The sequence below is a fragment of the Streptomyces sp. S07_1.15 genome (assembly GCF_020739505.1).
Lineage (GTDB): Bacteria > Actinomycetota > Actinomycetes > Streptomycetales > Streptomycetaceae > Streptomyces > Streptomyces xinghaiensis.
Window position 1 is genome coordinate 1,441,802 of record NZ_JAJBZK010000001.1, and the last position, 15,947, is coordinate 1,457,748.

The 15,947-nt window shown below is 75.8% G+C and carries 10 protein-coding genes and 2 pseudogenes; 9 read left to right on the forward strand and 3 right to left on the reverse strand.

Going from position 1 to position 15,947, the window contains the following annotated elements:
* Positions 1 to 231 precede the first annotated feature (231 nt).
* Positions 232 to 1,722 carry a protein phosphatase 2C domain-containing protein gene (locus LIX60_RS06100; protein ID WP_227957535.1) on the reverse strand — a complete coding sequence of 497 codons (1,491 nt, stop codon included), beginning with the start codon at positions 1,720 to 1,722 and terminating at the stop codon, positions 232 to 234.
* Between the two features lie 1,853 nt (positions 1,723 to 3,575).
* Here LIX60_RS06100 and LIX60_RS06110 point away from each other — a divergent pair.
* A pseudogene (locus tag LIX60_RS06110) lies at positions 3,576 to 4,184 on the forward strand (hypothetical protein); the annotation flags it as partial.
* 531 nt (positions 4,185 to 4,715) lie between these two features.
* On the opposite strand, the gene rsgA reads toward LIX60_RS06110, so the two are convergent.
* The gene (rsgA, locus tag LIX60_RS06115; RefSeq protein WP_227957537.1) at positions 4,716 to 5,897 is read right to left on the reverse strand and encodes a ribosome small subunit-dependent GTPase A; all 1,182 of its coding nucleotides are present in this window, start codon (positions 5,895 to 5,897) and stop codon (positions 4,716 to 4,718) included.
* 662 nt (positions 5,898 to 6,559) lie between these two features.
* Positions 6,560 to 7,792 (reverse strand): annotated as a pseudogene (locus LIX60_RS06120) (YihY/virulence factor BrkB family protein); the annotation flags it as partial.
* Between the two features lie 18 nt (positions 7,793 to 7,810).
* On the opposite strand from LIX60_RS06120, the gene LIX60_RS06125 reads away from it, so the two are divergent.
* The 8 genes from LIX60_RS06125 (at position 7,811) to LIX60_RS06155 (ending at position 15,882) form a co-directional block, all read left to right on the forward strand.
* Positions 7,811 to 9,448 carry an acyl-CoA dehydrogenase family protein gene (locus tag LIX60_RS06125; RefSeq protein WP_227957539.1) on the forward strand — a complete coding sequence of 546 codons (1,638 nt, stop codon included), beginning with the start codon at positions 7,811 to 7,813 and terminating at the stop codon, positions 9,446 to 9,448.
* A 374-nt stretch (positions 9,449 to 9,822) separates the two neighbouring features.
* Positions 9,823 to 11,160, forward strand: coding sequence for a helix-turn-helix domain-containing protein (locus tag LIX60_RS06130; protein WP_227957540.1), 1,338 nt, complete (start codon positions 9,823 to 9,825; stop codon positions 11,158 to 11,160).
* Between the two features lie 198 nt (positions 11,161 to 11,358).
* Positions 11,359 to 12,048, forward strand: coding sequence for a class F sortase (locus LIX60_RS06135; protein ID WP_227957541.1), 690 nt, complete (start codon positions 11,359 to 11,361; stop codon positions 12,046 to 12,048).
* 108 nt (positions 12,049 to 12,156) lie between these two features.
* Positions 12,157 to 12,732, forward strand: a complete 576-nt coding sequence (locus LIX60_RS06140) for a GNAT family N-acetyltransferase (RefSeq protein WP_227957542.1) — start codon at positions 12,157 to 12,159, stop codon at positions 12,730 to 12,732.
* A gap of 249 nt (positions 12,733 to 12,981) precedes the next feature.
* Positions 12,982 to 13,065 (forward strand): putative leader peptide, encoded by an 84-nt coding sequence (locus LIX60_RS31915; protein WP_311133484.1) that lies wholly within the window; start codon positions 12,982 to 12,984, stop codon positions 13,063 to 13,065.
* 233 nt (positions 13,066 to 13,298) lie between these two features.
* Positions 13,299 to 14,996, forward strand: coding sequence for a nitrite/sulfite reductase (locus tag LIX60_RS06145; protein ID WP_227957543.1), 1,698 nt, complete (start codon positions 13,299 to 13,301; stop codon positions 14,994 to 14,996).
* The gene (locus LIX60_RS06150; protein ID WP_019711014.1) at positions 14,993 to 15,172 is read left to right on the forward strand and encodes a hypothetical protein; all 180 of its coding nucleotides are present in this window, start codon (positions 14,993 to 14,995) and stop codon (positions 15,170 to 15,172) included. The genes LIX60_RS06145 and LIX60_RS06150 overlap by 4 nt, the downstream gene beginning before the upstream one ends.
* A complete protein-coding gene (locus LIX60_RS06155; protein WP_019711015.1) occupies positions 15,169 to 15,882 on the forward strand; it encodes a phosphoadenylyl-sulfate reductase in 714 nt (237 codons plus the stop codon). The genes LIX60_RS06150 and LIX60_RS06155 overlap by 4 nt, the downstream gene beginning before the upstream one ends.
* Positions 15,883 to 15,947 lie beyond the last annotated feature (65 nt).

The following is a 15,947-nucleotide window of genomic DNA, read 5'->3' on the forward strand; positions in this document are numbered from 1 at the left end:
TCGCGCGGTGGAGATCCGCGGCGCAACAGTCACTGACAGGTGGATTCCCCGGGTTCTTTCCCTACATGTCATGTATCCCGCTTTTCACGCGATTGCCGTAACCGCGGGACGCCGGGCGCTGGTACCGCCCCGGGCGGATCCCCCGCCCCGCCCGGTGGCTCCCCCGGCCGGAGCAGCGGCCCGGGCACGCGTACAGCGGCCGGGCCCGCGTACAGCCGCCGGGGCGGCGCGTCAGTCCTCCCAGACGGCGGCGGCCGTGCGGTCGTCGGCGTAGCCCTTCACCCGGAGCTGCACGTCGGAGAGGAACGCGGCCAGGCCCGGCGCCGGGGACACGGCCCAGCGCGCCGCCAGGAGGCCGGCCAGCGCGGGCTCGCCCCGCAGCGGGTCCGCGAGTCCGGCGGAGCACAGCAGCAGGGTGTCCCCCGGACGGGCGACGGAGGCGCGGAACCGGAAGGGCGCGGCACCCGGGTCGCCCGGCGACGCGGGACGGCCCGGGCCGCGGGTGCCCAGATCCACGGTGAGCCGGTCCCCGGCAGGCCCGGAGATCCGGTCGGCTCCCCCGGCCTCCCCACCGCCCGGCGGACGCGCCGTACCGTCGCCGGCGGGCGGCACGGCCGGGGCGGAGTCCGTCACAGCCGGCCCGGCCGCCTCCGGACCGACGGCGGCGGCCGGGCCGCGCGGGCCGCCTCCCTGGCCCGGCAGGACGGCGCCGGAGCCGGCCGGGGACCCGCCCGCGGCCTGCGGCTGCGCGGGCACCGAGGGCTCCAGGTCCTGCCACTCGCCGTCCCGCAGCCGGAACAGCCCGCCCTCGCCGATCCCGAAGAACACCCGGGTGCGGCACGCCGGATCGACGGGCAGCAGCAGACAGCGCAGCCCCGAGGTGTACGCGGCGGGCCGCAGGCCCAGCTCCGCCGCCCGCGCCCGCAGCTTGCCGTACGAACGGTCCGTCAGCCGGTGCAGCCCCGACTTGAGGGCGCCGCGCCGACCCTCCCTGATGTCCTCGGCCAGCCGGACATGGGCGCGGCCGACCGCTTCGGCGACCCACCGGCAGACGTCGGCGGCGGCCCGGTGCGCGTCCTCCGCGGCCCGGCCGCCGGTGGCCGTGGCGATCAGCAGCAGCGCCTGGTCGCCGCTGCCGAACCGGGCCGTCAGCAGCGCGTCCCGGCGCGGTTCGCCCCGGTAGCGCGCGGAGTCGCCGCGCAGCGAGGCGGCCCGGAGGGTCATCGTGCCGTAACGGGCGCCGTCGAGGACCGTGTCGGGGACGAGATCGTCCAGGTCCTTGGGGTCGGCCTCGGGGAGAGCCGTCGGCTCGCCCTGATAGGTGGGCGGGCGCTCGCCGACGTACCCGGGCTCCACGCCGGCCCGCACGCCCCCTCCGGTACTCACGGCCCCGGAACTCACAGCTCCGGTACTCCCGGCTCCGACGGGGCCCCCGTACCGCCCGCCGTCTCCGGCGGCCTCGTCGCCGTCGCGCCGAAGCATGCCCACTGCCACATGTCCTCCATCGGTCCGCGCCACCGCCCCGGTCCGGACCGGACCGGGATCGGCCGGTGTCCCGGCCGACGTGCTCTGCGCGCTCTGGTCGTTCTGGATGTCCTGGGTGCCCTGGTCGTTCTGGGTGAACTGGGTGCCCTGGGTGCCCTGGATGGTGTTACGGGCGTCCGGTCCGATCTGTTCGGTCCGCTCGGCCTGCTCGGTCCGCTGGTCCCGCCACAGCGGCACCACGGGGTTGTACGGGTCGGGAGCCGCTCCGTCCGTTCCGGCGGACCCGCCGTCCGGGCGGCTTTCCGCGCCGCTTTCCGGGCCGGTCTCCGTCGCATGGTACGGCCGTCCGGTCCGGCCGTACGGAGCGGTGGATGACGAGGTGCCGGGCTGACGGTCCCCCACCGGACCCCCGGTCGCGGCCTCTTCACCGTCCCATGACTCCGACGGGTCGAGCGGCGGCTCCCACGGGGCGCGCGGGGGCGTCATGGAGCGCATGGGGCGGGCGTTCCGTGGCGCCGGCGACGCGGCGGGAAGTCCGGCCGGCGGCTCCGGGCTTCGCGGGCCGGGCTCCGGTCCCCCTCCGGGCACGGCCGGCCCGGACCGTCCGTCCGCCGTGGTGGGGGTTCCGCCGGCCGGCGGGGCGGAGGACGGAGGGGCGGAGGACGGAGGGATGGAGGACGGAGGCGCGGCGGGTCCAACGGCTCCCGTGAAGGGCCGAGTTGTGCCGGATGTCGTGCCCGGCGGCTGCCACGGTGCGCCGGGGCCGGGCGCGGACGGGGGCGAGGGCGGGGGTGTGGCGGAGTTCCCGGAGGGCTGCGCACGGTCCCCGGAGGCCGTCGATCCGGCGGCGGGCCAGGGGGTGGCCGGGGTGCTGAACCACCATTCGTCCGGCGCCGGCTCCGTGGAGGGCGGGGACACGGCGGCCGTGTCCCAAGGGCCTCCGCTCCCGGCTTCTCCGGTCTCCCGAGGCGGAGGCGGGACCTGCGGCCGCGGCGGCTCCGTCCACTGCTCGGGAGCGGCGAACTCGGCGGGAGCGGGAATCTCCGTACCGGCATCGGTGGCGTCATCCGCGTCTGCGGGCTCGGCAGGAGCGTCCAGGCGGGCGGTAGGGCTTCCGGCGGCACCGGCTTCCGGTTCCGTGCGGTCGCCGGTGCCGGCCCCTCCGCCCCGGGGGCCGCCGCCGGTCCCGGACCAGTGGCCGGTGCCGCCGGCGCGGTGGCCGGTACCCATGGCACCGGTGCCGTCGGCGCCGGGCCCGGTGACGGGTTCTCCGCCCGGACCGGAACCGGCACGGGCACCGGCGTCCGGGACCTCGGCACCGGCATCCGACTGGGAGACAGGGCCGCCGGGGGCGCCACCGGCACCCGCTTCCGCCCGGTCGGCGGTACCGGTTCCGCCGGCGGCACTGGTGCCGGGCCCGGTGACGAGCTCGCGCGGGCCGGCACCGGGGTCTGCCCCAGCGGAACCGGCATCCATCCGGGCGGCGGGGCCTCCGGGAGCGTCGCCTGTGTCTGTTTCGCCTTCCACACGGTCGGCGGCGCCGGTTCCGTCGGCGGCACCGGTGCCGGGCCCGGTGCCGGTTCCGTCTGCGGCGCCGGTGCCCTCGGTGGCGCCGCTGCCGGGCCCGGTGACGGGTTCCTCACCCGGGCCGGGCGGCGGGCCGCCCTCGTGCCCCGGGGCCGGCGGGCCGCCGTGGGGGAAACCCCGGGCGGCGAACCATCCGGGCCGGGGGTCTCTCCCCGCCGGGCTCTCCCGGCCGGAGCGCTCCGGTGCCGGTCCGGGGTCGGCCGACGGTGGGCCGACCGCGCGGGAGGCCGAGTCGAAACGGTCGTCCAGGGAATCGTCCGCCGCGGCCGGTCCCGCGTCCGGCTTCTCCTCGCCGTACAACTCGCGCCACCACGCGTCCTCGTGGCTGTTCCGCTCCCCGTACTGACTCATGCCCATATCGTCCATCCTGCCCGCCCCGGGCCGGGGCTGCGCATTCCTCACCCGCCGGACGGCGGTCCGGCCGGTCCGGTGGGGCGGTGGCGGGGAACGGTGGCAGGGAGGGGCGGGGTACGGGGATGATGTGCCGATACGGGAGGGGAGACATGCCGGGTGCAACAGACTTGGACGAGGACCACGAGTCCGCGTACCGCACGCTCGTCGGACTGGGCGGCGCCGAACCGGCCGAGCTGGCCGCCCGGTTGACGCTCCCCGAGGAGGACGCCGCAAGGATTCTGCGGCGGCTGGAGCGGCACGGGCTGGCGGTACGTTCACCGGCCCGCCCCGGCCGGTGGCTCGCGGCCGGGACCGCGCGGCCGGACGGTACCGGGGCCCCGCGGCAGCGGCAGCCCGTACCCGAGGCGGGGGGTCCCGCACCCGGGGGAACGCGGCAGACGGCCGATCCCGCCGGGCCGGCCGGGCCGGAGGGCCACCGGGCCGGGACGCACGCGGCCGGTGCCGCCGGTGCCGGGGAAGGGGTGGGCGCGGAGTCCGCCCGGCCCGCCGTACAGGGCACCGCCGAGGGGCCGGACGCCGTGGATCTGCGCATCCTGTCCCTGCTGCTCGCCGGGCTGACCGACGCGAGCGCCGCGAAACAGCTCGACCTCGGCTTGCGCACCGTCCAGCGGCGGGTGAAACGGCTGATGGAGATCGCCGGGGTCTCCACCCGGCTCCAACTGGGCTGGTACGCCTGCGAACACGGCTGGCCGGCACGGACCCCCACCGGAAGGACGGCCGCCGGCTCCGGTCACGGCACCGGCACCGCCGCGGGCGCCGGCGCCGGGTCCTCTTCCGGGGCCGGGGCCGGAGCTGTATCCGGGACCTTAACCGGGACCGGCGTCCACGCCGGCGCCCACACCGGCGTCCACACCGGGGCCGCAACGGTGCAACGGGCGGCGGACGCGGAGCCCCTGCCCGGCCATCCGCCGCCCGTCACCGATCGCTGATCGCCGATCGCTGATCGCTGATCGCTGATCGCTGATCGCTGATCGCTGATCGCTGAACCCGGCCGCGCGGCGCGACTGGTACGCCGCCCGCCCCGCCCGCGCCATCCGCGCGCAGCCGGTACGCCGCCGGGCGCGCCGGGCATCGTCGTGCGACGCGTCGTGCACGACGATGCCCGGCGCGCCGCACAGCCGCCGCACGGTCCGGACGCGCGCCCGTGCGCTACCCGTGCGCTACCCGTGCGGCGCCTGCGCGGCCCCGGTGCGCGATCGGGGATCAGCGGTGCCCCGGGTGCGGCGCGGTCAGCGCTGCGGACCGCGCTTGCGCTGCACCAGGTGCTTGCCGAGTGCCTGCCGCTGCTTCCAGACCCCGCGGCGCTCGGCCCGCAGCCGGGCGTCCGTGCGGGAGGCGATCCACTCGTTCTCGCGGATCAGCTTGCGGTAGCTGTCCAGCCGGCGTTCCTGCAGGGTGCCGTCCTCCAGCGCGGCGAGGACCGCGCAGCCCGGCTCGGCGGTGTGCGCGCAGTCGTGGAACCGGCAGTCGCCGGCCAGTTCCTCGATCTCCGAGAAGACCTGCGCGACTCCGCCCTCGGCGTCCCACAGGCCGACTCCGCGCAGCCCGGGGGTGTCGATGAGCACGCCCCCGCCCGGCAGCGGAAGCGGCAGCAGGTCGCGTGTGGTGGTGGTGTGGCGGCCCTTGCCGTCGCTGTCGCGGACGGTTCGCACGGCCTGGGTCTCGCTGCCGAGCAGGGCGTTGGCGAGCGTGGACTTGCCCGCGCCGGACTGGCCGAGGAGGACGGTGGTGCCGCCGGCGACGGCGGCCGTCAGGACGTCCACGCCGTCACCGGTCGCCGCGCTCACCGTCAGCACGGAGACCCCCGGGGCCGTGGCCTCCACGTCCGCCACGAGATGGGCGAGCGTGGCCGGGTCCGGTACGAGGTCCGCCTTGGTGAGCACGACGAGGGGCTGGGCGCCGCTCTCCCAGGCGAGGGCGAGGAACCGTTCGGCCCGGCCGAGGTCGAGCTCGGCCGCGAGGGAGACCGCGATCAGGACGTGGTCGACGTTGGCCGCGAGGACCTGGCCGTCGGACCGCTTCGAGGAGGCGGAGCGCAGGACGGCCGTACGGCGCGGCAGCAGGGCCCGGACCGCGCGCTCGTCCGGATCGTAGGCGACCCAGTCGCCGGTGCAGGCCCAGCGGGTCGGGTCCGGGTCGGAGACGGGACCGAGGTCGGCCCTGACCGTGCGGAGCCCCGCGGCCGCCTCGGCGGAACCGGTACGGGGGCCGGACGGGACCGGGACGACGGCGTCGCACAGGCCCCGGTCGACCCGGACGATCCGGCCGGGCAGCAGCCCGTCCGCCGCATACGGGGCGAAGTCCGCGGCGAAGCCCTCGTCCCAGCCGTAGCGGGCGAGAGCGGCGGGGGACGCGGAGGGAGTGGAGTGGGAGGACGGAACAGAAGAGAGGTGATGCGCTTGCTGACGCAACGGGATGACCCTTCACGGGGGGGGCGGTCCCGGCTGCGGGTGCGCGCAGGGGCGGCGGCGCGATGGTGCGCCGTGGGGCCCTGCTGGAAGTGGCGTGAGCCGTCAGCCGGTGACCGCGGGAGTGGGATTGCTGGACTTCGGGACCCGGGCAGCGCCCGTCACAACGACCGTCGTCATCACAGTCCTCACCTCCCCTTGCGTTCGCTCACACGTCCGGTGCCGGCGGCTGTCCGCCGCCGTCCGGTTCGCCGGTCAGCCTAAGCCCGGACCGGAGACGGGCGCCAGCCGTTTTCCCGCGCGGCGCCCGGACCGTCCGCCGTCGGGCACGAGGAGCCGCGCAGAGCCGGGAGGTCCGTACGGCTGCTCCGTTTCGGGTGCTGCCGGTCGGCCGGTGGTCCGTGCGGGGTCGGCCGGTTGTCCGTGCGGGTCGGCCCGTTGTCCGTGCGGGGTCAGCCGCGGCCGCCTCGCCGCCCGGCATCCGTGTCCGCAGCCGTGTCGGCAGCCGTGTTCGCGTCCGTGTCCGTGTCCGCAGCCGTGTCCGCCGCCGGCGGCTGCCCGGGGCCCGTGCTCTCCCCCTGCGCCGGTCCCCCACGGCCCTCCGGCCGCTCCGCCCCCCGCCTCTGCTCCGTCGTCCCCCCGCGCCCGGTCCGTCCCGGCTCCCCCGACCCGGGGGCCGCATCGCTCTCCGTGCCGCCGGGCTCCTCCCCCGCGTCCGGCGCCTTGCCCTTGCGTCCCCGGCGGGTGTGCAGCGGGCTGTGCAGCCGGGAGCGTATGTCGTCCGGCGGCAGGAAGCGCGCCCAGCGTTCGGGGAACTCGGGCGGGGGCTCGCGGTCCGGGCCGTCCTCCCGCTCGTCCCAGTCGTCGTCCGTCTCGTCCGCCGCGGACCGTCCGCGGGCCGCGCGTTCGGCCTCCGCCCGGGCGATGATCTCGGCGGCCTCCGCCTCCCGCAGCCGCAGGTTCCGTTCCCGCGCCGCGGCGGTGGCGACGGACGGCCAGACACGGTCGATGGCGGCGTTGACCGCCGCGCCCACGAGCACCGCGAAGGCGGAGACGCCGATCCACAGCAGGACGGCCACCGGCGCGGCCAGCGAGCCGTAGATGGTGGGACCCTCGACGGTGCTGCTCAGGTAGATGCGCAGCAGGAAGCTGCCGAGCACCCACATGGCGAGGGCGACCAGGGCCCCGGGGACGTCCTCCACCCAGGGCGAGCGCACCGGCACCGACACGTGGTAGAGCGTGGTGAGGAAGACCACCGACAGCACCAGCACGACCGGCCAGTAGAGCACCCGGACGACCGCCGTGCTCCACGGCACGATCTCGATGACGGTGTCCGGGCCGGCGATCATCAGCGGCAGCACGACCGCCCCGATCACCAGTGCGACCAGGTACAGCAGGAAGGCCAGCAGCCGGGTCTTGACAATCCCCCGGTGCCCGTCCAGCCCGTACATGACGGTGATCGTGTCGATGAAGACGTTGACCGCCCGGGAGCCGGACCACAGGGCGAGCGCGAAGCCCAGGGAGATGACGTCGGGGCGGCCGCCCCGGGTCACGTCGTCGAGCAGCGGCCGGATGAGCTGCTCGACGCCCCGCTCGGAGAGGACGGTGCGGGAGGCGGTGAAGATGTTCTGCCGGATGCCCTCGATGGTCTCGGTGCCGATCCAGGCGTCGAGGTAGCCGAGGAGCCCGATCAGGCCGAGGAGCAGCGGGGGCAGGGAGAGCAGGGTGAAGAACGCCGCCTCGGCGGCGAGTCCGAGGATGCGGTACTCGATGCCGGAGTTGACGGTGTCCTTCAGCAGCAGCCAGGCCACTTTGCGCTTGGAGACGTGGGGGTACAGGGCGCGGGCCCTGCGCAGACGGCTCTGGGGCCGTTCGGGGGATGACTCGGCTGCGTGCACGCGCTTAACGTATCCGGCATGGCAGCCACCACACACACCGTGACCAACCAGGCTCCGCCGCTGGTCGGATATGACGTCTTCGCCGCGGACGCGGTCCTCACGGAGGGCGTCGCCCGGTACGCGGCGCCGGAGCGGCTCGGGGAGATCCGGACCGGGCTGGGCGAGCTCGGCCGGGCCGCCGGCTCGTCCCAGGCGCAGCGGTGGGGGGCGCAGGCCAACGAGCACCGCCCGGTGCTGCGCACCCACGACCGGTACGGCAACCGGCTGGACGAGGTCGAGTTCCACCCCGCCTACCACCGGCTGCTGGGGCACGCCGTCTCCGCCGGGCTCACCGGCGCCTGGTCCCGCCCCGACGGCCATCTGCGGCGGGCGGCGGGGTTCATGGTCTGGTCGCAGGTGGACGCGGGGCACGGCTGCCCGGTGTCGATGACGCACGCCGCGGTGCCGGCGCTGCGCTCCGACCCGGAGCTGGCGGCCGAGTGGGAGCCCCGGCTGACCTCGGACGCCTACGAGCCGGAGCTGCTGCCGCCGGGCGGCAAGCCGGGCGCGCTGTTCGGCATGGGGATGACGGAGAAGCAGGGCGGTTCGGACGTCCGGGCCAACACGACGGTCGCGCAGCCGCTGGCCGAGGAGGGGGCGTACACCCTCACCGGCCACAAGTGGTTCTGTTCGGCCCCGATGTCGGACGCCTTCCTGGTGCTGGCGCAGGCGCCCGGCGGCGTCACCTGCTTCCTGCTGCCCCGGGTGCTGCCGGACGGCAGCCGCAACACCTTCCGTCTTCAGCGGCTCAAGGACAAGCTCGGCAACCACTCGAACGCCTCCTCGGAGGTCGAGTTCGACGGCACCACCCGGGTGCGCCGGGTCGGCGAGGAGGGGCGCGGGGTCTCCACGATCATCGGGATGGTCGCGGCGACCAGGCTGGACTGCGTGCTCGGTTCGGCGGCGCTGATGCGCCAGGCCGTCGTCCAGGCCGTGCACCACGCCGCGCACCGCAGCGCCTTCGGCGGCCTGCTGGTCGACAAGCCGCTGATGCGCAACGTGCTGGCCGACATGGCGCTGGAGTCCGAGGCGGCGACGACCGTGGGGCTGCGGCTGGCGGCCGCCATGGACTCGGGGGACGAGCGGGACCGGCTGCTGCTGCGCCTCGCCGTCCCGGCCGCCAAGTACTGGGTGACGAAGCGGGCCCCGGTGCTCGCCGCGGAGGCGCTGGAGTGCCTGGGCGGCAACGGCTACGTGGAGGAGTCGGGGATGCCGCGGCTGCTGCGCGAGGCCCCGGTCAACTCGGTGTGGGAGGGCTCCGGCAACGTCCAGGCGCTCGACGTGCTGCGCGCCCTGCGGCGCGAGCCGGAGGCGCTCAACGCCTTCCTCACGGAGGTCGGCCTGGCCCGCGGCGCCGACCACCGGCTGGACGGCGCCATCAAGGACCTGCTCTCCGAACTCGCCGATCTGGAGGGCATCGAGGGCCGCGCGCGGCGGCTGGTGGAGCGGATGGCGCTGGTGCTGCAGGGCTCGCTGCTCGTCCGGTACGCGCCGCCGGAGACGGCCGACGCCTTCTGCGCCTCGCGGCTGGGCGGCGACTGGGGCGGCGCGTTCGGCACACTGCCGCACACCCTGGACCTGGCGTCGGTGGTGGAACGGGCCCGGGTGCCGTTCTGAGGGCGGGAGGGCCGGCCGGGAGCCGGGGCGGGCCCGGCCCGGGGAGCCCGGGGAGAGGGGCCCCGGCCCCGCTCCGGGTCGCCGGGGAGGGCTTGACCCGGAGCGTGGAGCGGTGGGTGGTGCTGCGCCGTCACGGCACCACCCCCGCCGCGGGAACGCCGCCTCCGCGGCACCCCAGTGCGCGTCGTACGGCGTCACCCCACTGTGCTGCGGCGCGTGGCCGGGTACAAAGGTTGCAGAGGTTGCGGCGGGTTGCAGCATTTGCGTCAAGTGGTGTGCTGTTCAGGCCGCTTGGGCGGCACCATGGGGGAAGCCGCCGTTCCGCCGGTGCCGACGCCGCCACCGGCCACCCCCTCCTTGACGGAGACCGCACCGTGAACCACACACCGCAGAAGCCGGCCCCGGCCGCACCCGGGGGTACGCGCGAAACCGCCCGGGTGCTCAGCGGTCTGCGGGAGGCCGGGCTCTCCGGTCTGCGTCCGCCGCCGGCCGCCCACCCGCTGATCGGCGAGTCCTGGATGCGGGTGCTGCGGCTCGGCCTGGACCCGGACCGCGGGGCCCCGGCCCGGCTGCTGCCGCTCGACGAACTGGAGCACCGCCGCCGCACCTCCCCGCTGGCCGCCGTCCTCCCGACGCTCCGGGAGGGGCTGGTGTCGGTCGCGGACGCGGCGCGGCACATCATGGTGGTCACCGACGCGGACGGCCGGGTGCTGTGGCGGGACGGCAACGCCCGGGTGCGGCTGGAGGCGGACCGTATCGGCCTGGAGCCGGGCTCCAGCTGGGCCGAGGAGTCGGTCGGCACGAACGGCATCGGCACCGCCCTGGTCACCGGCAGGCCGGTCCGGGTGCACTCCGCGGAGCACTTCGTCCGCAGCCACCACTCCTGGACCTGCGCCGCCGCGCCGCTGCACGATCCGCGGGACGGACGGCTGCTGGGCGTGGTGGACGTCAGCGGGCCGGCCGCCACCGTGCATCCGGCGACGGCGCGGCTCGTGGCGTCCGTCGCCCGGCTCGGGGAGAGCGAGCTGCGGGAGCGGCATCTGGAGACCATCGAGCGGCTGCGGGCCGTGGCGGCTCCCCTGCTGTGCCGGCTGGGCGGCGCCCGGGCCGTGGCGATCGACCGCTCCGGCTGGACGGCCGCCGTCACCGGGATGCCGCCCCCGGGGCGGCTGGCGCTGCCGGAGAACTTCGGCACGGGCAGCCGCCGGCTTCCCGCCCTGGGCCCCTGCACCGTGGAGCCGCTGCCGGACGGCTGGCTGATCCGGCTGGACGAGGTGTCCCCGCCCGGCCCCGGCGACGCCCCGCCGGTCACGGGCGTCGCGCTGGACCTGCGCCGGCCGGGCCGCCCCACCCTGACCGTCACCGGCGGTACGGGCGACTGGACGCAGCCGCTGAGCCCGCGCCACGCGGAGATGCTGTACGCGCTGGCGCGCCGCCCCGCCGGACGGTCCGCGGCCCAGCTCGCCGCGGACCTGTTCGGGGACCCGTCCCGCACGGTGACCGTCCGGGCGGAGATGTCCCGGCTGCGGCGGACCCTCGCCGGAGTCCTGGACCACCGCCCGTACCGCTTCGCGGACGGTGTGGACGTGCGGCTGCTCGCGCCGGATCACCCCGGTGACCTGCTGCCGCGCTCCACGGCCCCGCTGGTCGTCGCGGCCCGCCGGGCGGAGGACGGGCCGGCACCGTCCCGGCCGCCGCTGCCGGGGAGTTGAGCCCGGGGGCCCGGGGGCCCGGCGGGCCGGGGCCCCAAGGCGGCCGCTCGCCGAGGGCCGCCCGCCCGGGGGCGGGGCACCCGTTCGCACCACCGCTGTGGCCGTGCCCGTTCCGCGCCTCTAGCGTGCGAGAGGGGCGGTCGGCGTGCGACAAGGGGCCGGTCCGGCGCGGCGGAGGGCCCGCCCCGAGGGAGAGCGATGGACGGCGGCGGCAGCGGCGGCGAGGAGCGGGGCCCGGGCGGCCCCCGCCGCGCACGGCCCGGGCGCCGCGCTCGCCCCGGGACCGGCGTCTGGGGGCTGCTCGCGCTGCTCCTCCTCGCCGGGCTCACACTGCTGCACCAGGGCACGGCCGGCTCCGGCGGTCCGCCGCAGCCCGCGAACGCCCTGGCGGACCTGCGGAGTCCGCCCGCCGTGCGGGCCGCCGAGCCGCTGCCGCGTTCCGTGCCGCGGCGGGTGCGCGTCCCCGCCGTCCGCGTCGACGCCCCCCTGACGTCCGTCACCACGGACGGCGACGGCTGGATCGAGGCGCCGCCCGCCCGGGAGCGGAACCTCGCCGGCTGGTTCGCGGAGGCGGTGACCCCCGGGGAGCGCGGCACCTCGGTCCTGGTCGGGCATGTCGACAACGCGTCCGGACCGGCCGTCTTCTACCCCCTCGGGGCCGTCCGGCCCGGCATGGACGTCGAGGTGTCCCGGGCGGACGGGCGCACCGCGGTGTTCGGGGTCTACCGCGTCGAGGTGGTGGCCAAGGACCCCTTCCCGGCCGAGCGGGTGTACGACGGCACGGGCCACGCGGAGCTGCGGGTCCTCACCTGCGGGGGCGGTTACGACGAGAAGACCGGCTACGCGGGCAACGTCGTCGTCTACGCCCGGCTGACCTCGGTGCGGTGAGCACGGCCGCCCGGCTCCGGACCCCGGTCCGCGCCGCGGGCGTGACGGGGGTGACGAGGGTGACGGGGGCGCGGCGGGAGCGTGCGGGAGGCGTGATGGGATGACGCCATGAGCAGCAGCGTCACCGTGACCACCTGGTACCTGGAGCAGACCTCGGCCGCCGATCTGGTGCCCGCCGCGGCGCCGGCGGACGGGCGGGGGCCGCGCGTCGAGCGGGCGGAGATCCCCTCCCCCGAGTTCAGCCGCTTCCTCTACACGGCGGTCGGCGGCGACGTGACATGGACGGACCGGCTGGACTGGCCGTACGCCCGCTGGCGGGAGTTCCTCGGCCGGCCCGGCGTCGAGACGTGGGTGGCGTACGACCGGGGCACCCCGGCCGGGTACATCGAACTGGAGGCGCAGGAGGACGGGGTGGTGGAGATCGTCTACTTCGGCCTGATCCCGTCCTTCCGCGGCCGCCGCATCGGCGGGCATCTGCTGAGCCTGGGCACGGCACGCGCCTGGGACCTCGCCGTGCGGTGGCCGGGGCTCGCCCCGACGCGGCGGGTGTGGGTGCACACCTGCAGCAAGGACGGCCCGTACGCGCTGGACAACTACCGGCGGCGCGGCTTCCGGCTGTACGACACGCGCACCGCGGAGGAGCCGGCCACGCCGCCCCCCGGTCCCTGGCCCGGGGCCTTCTGACCCGGTCTCCGGCCCGCCTCCCCCGCCCTCCCCGCGCCTGTCCCGTCCTCACCGGCCTCGTCCTCACCGGCCCCGTTCGCCCGGAGGCCCCCGGCGCCTAACGGATCCGGCTGCGGACGGCGGCATCCGGCCACGGCCTGGGCGGCCCGGCCTGTGACCCCGGCCACAAGCGTCCACATTTCGAAACATTGTTGTCCAATTGGCGGACAACAATGGACTGCCCCACGAGCGCCATGGCACGCTCTCGGCATGTCTGAAGCTGGAATTGCCTTGGTGAGTCGGCGCCACGTCGATCTCTGCCGCATGTCCAGCGCCATCTGTCCGGCGGGCTGACAGTCCCAGCGCCACCGAGCTTCCCGCCGTCCCCGCCCTCGCGGACGAGCGAGCACCCCTGACCACCGCATGACCACCGCGGCGCCGCGGGCTCCGCCGCGCCGCGCGGTGGACTCGTGCCGCAGCACAGGTCAGCAGGGGTGTGCCCCGTTCACCTTGCGCTTCCGGCCCGACCGGCGGGAGGCATGCCCCCCTTGTCTCCTCCTGAGCAGCCCGAGAAGGACACCACCGCCATGGCCGCCACCTCAGAACGCGCCAGTACCGCCACGACCCGCCGGAAGGCCGGCCGCCACCGCGGCGAGGGCCAGTGGGGCGTCGGGCACCACACCCCGCTCAACGGCAACGAGCAGTTCAAGAAGGACGACGACGGTCTCAATGTGCGGACACGCATTGAGACGATCTACGCCAAGGCCGGTTTCGACTCCATCGACCCCACGGACCTCCGCGGCCGGATGCGCTGGTGGGGCCTCTACACCCAGCGCCGCCCCGGGATCGACGGCGGCAAGACCGCCGTCCTGGAGCCCGAGGAGCTGGAGGACACGTACTTCATGCTGCGGGTCCGCGTCGACGGCGGGCGCCTGACCACCGCTCAGCTCCGCGCCATCGGCGAGGTGTCGGAGAGCTACGCCCGCGGCACCGCCGACATCACCGACCGGCAGAACGTCCAGCTGCACTGGGTCCGCATCGAGGACGTCCCCGCCATCTGGGAGAAGCTGGAGGCCGTCGGGCTGTCGACCACCGAGGCCTGCGGCGACTGCCCCCGCGTGATCATCGGCTCCCCGGTGGCCGGCATCGCCGCCGACGAGATCATCGACGGCACCCCCGCCGTGGAGGAGATCCACCGCCGCTACATCGGCAGCAAGGAGTTCTCCAACCTGCCGCGCAAGTTCAAGACCGCGGTCTCCGGCTCCCCGGTCCAGGACGTCGTCCACGAGATCAACGACATCGCCTTCGTCGGCGTCGACCACCCCGAGCACGGCCCCGGCTTCGACCTCTGGGTGGGCGGCGGGCTGTCCACCAACCCCAAGCTCGCCCAGCGCCTCGGCGCCTGGGTGCCGCTGGACGAGGTCCCGGACGTCTGGGCCGGCGTCACCGGTATCTTCCGCGACTACGGCTACCGCCGCCTCCGCAATCGCGCCCGGCTGAAGTTCCTCGTCGCCGACTGGGGCACCGAGAAGTTCCGGCAGGTGCTGGAGGACGAGTACCTGAAGCGGAAGCTCACGGACGGCCCCGCCCCGCCGGAGCCCTCCACCCAGTGGCGCGACCACGTCGGCGTCCACCGGCAGCACGACGGCCGCTACTACGTGGGCTTCGCCCCGCGCGTCGGCCGCGTCGACGGCGCCACCCTCACCCGCCTCGCCGACCTGGCGGCCGCCCACGGCTCGGACCGGCTCAACACCACCGTCGAGCAGAAGATGATCATCCTCGACGTGGAGAAGGACCGGATCGACTCCCTCGTCTCCGGTCTGGAGGAGCTCGGCTTCCAGGTCAGCCCCTCGCCGTTCCGGCGCGGTGTCATCGCCTGCACCGGCATCGAGTTCTGCAAGCTCGCCATCGTCGAGACCAAGGCGCGCGGCATCACCCTCATCGAGGAACTCGAGGCCCGGATGCCGGACTTCGAGGAGCCGGTGACCATCAACATCAACGGCTGCCCCAACGCCTGCGCCCGCATCCAGACCGCCGACATCGGCCTCAAGGGCCAGCTGATGCTGGACGCCGACGGCAACCAGGTCGAGGGCTACCAGGTGCACTTGGGCGGCTCCCTCGGCTTCGACGCCGCCTTCGGCCGCAAGGTCCGCGGCCTCAAGGTCACCTCCGCCGAACTCCCCGACTACGTCGAGCGGGTGCTGCGCCGCTTCGAGAAGCAGCGCGAGGACGGCGAGCGGTTCGCCACCTGGGCGGCACGCGCCTCCGCGGAGGACCTGTCATGAGCGACCGCGCCGCGCCGTTCCACTGCCCGTACTGCGGCGACGAGGACCTGCGGCCCTCCGAGGAGGGCCACGGCGCCTGGGAGTGCGGGTCCTGCGCCCGCGCCTTCCGGCTCTCCTTCCTCGGGCTGCTCTCCGGCCCGCGCACCGGCCACCACGAAGGGGGAACCACCGCATGACCACCGCACCCTCACCCCGCCACACCACCGCCGAACTCCGCGCCCTCGCCGAGAAGGGCGCCGCCGAGTTCGGCGACGCCGGCCCCGAGGAGGTCCTGCGCTGGGCCGCGGACACCTTCGGCAGCCGCTTCTGCGTCACCTCCTCGATGGAGGACGCGGTCGTCGCCCACCTGGCGTCCCGCGTCCAGCCGGGCGTGGACGTGGTGTTCCTCGACACCGGCTACCACTTCCCCGAGACCATCGGCACCCGCGACGCCGTGGCCGCCGTCATGGACGTCAACGTGATCAGCGTGACGCCGCGGCAGACCGTCGCCGAGCAGGACGCCGAGTACGGGCCGAAGCTGCACGACCGCGACCCCGACCTGTGCTGCGCCCTGCGCAAGGTGGCCCCCCTCGAAGAAGGGCTGTCGGGCTACGACGCCTGGGCGACCGGGCTGCGCCGCGACAACGGCCCCACCCGGGCCGCCACCCCGGTCGTCGACTGGGACGCCAAGCGCCAGAAGGTCAAGATCTCGCCGATCGCCACCTGGACGCAGGACGACCTGGACGCCTACGTCGCCGAGCACGGCGTGCTCACCAACCCGCTGCTGACCGACGGCTACCCCTCGATCGGCTGCGCCCCCTGCACCCGGCGCGTCAAGCCGGGCGAGGACGTCCGGGCCGGCCGCTGGGCGGGCCGCGGCAAGACCGAGTGCGGACTGCACACCTGATGAGCGATCGCCCGGCTGGAGCCGCAGACCGAGAAGGACCCGGGGCGAACCGGGAAGACGGGCGC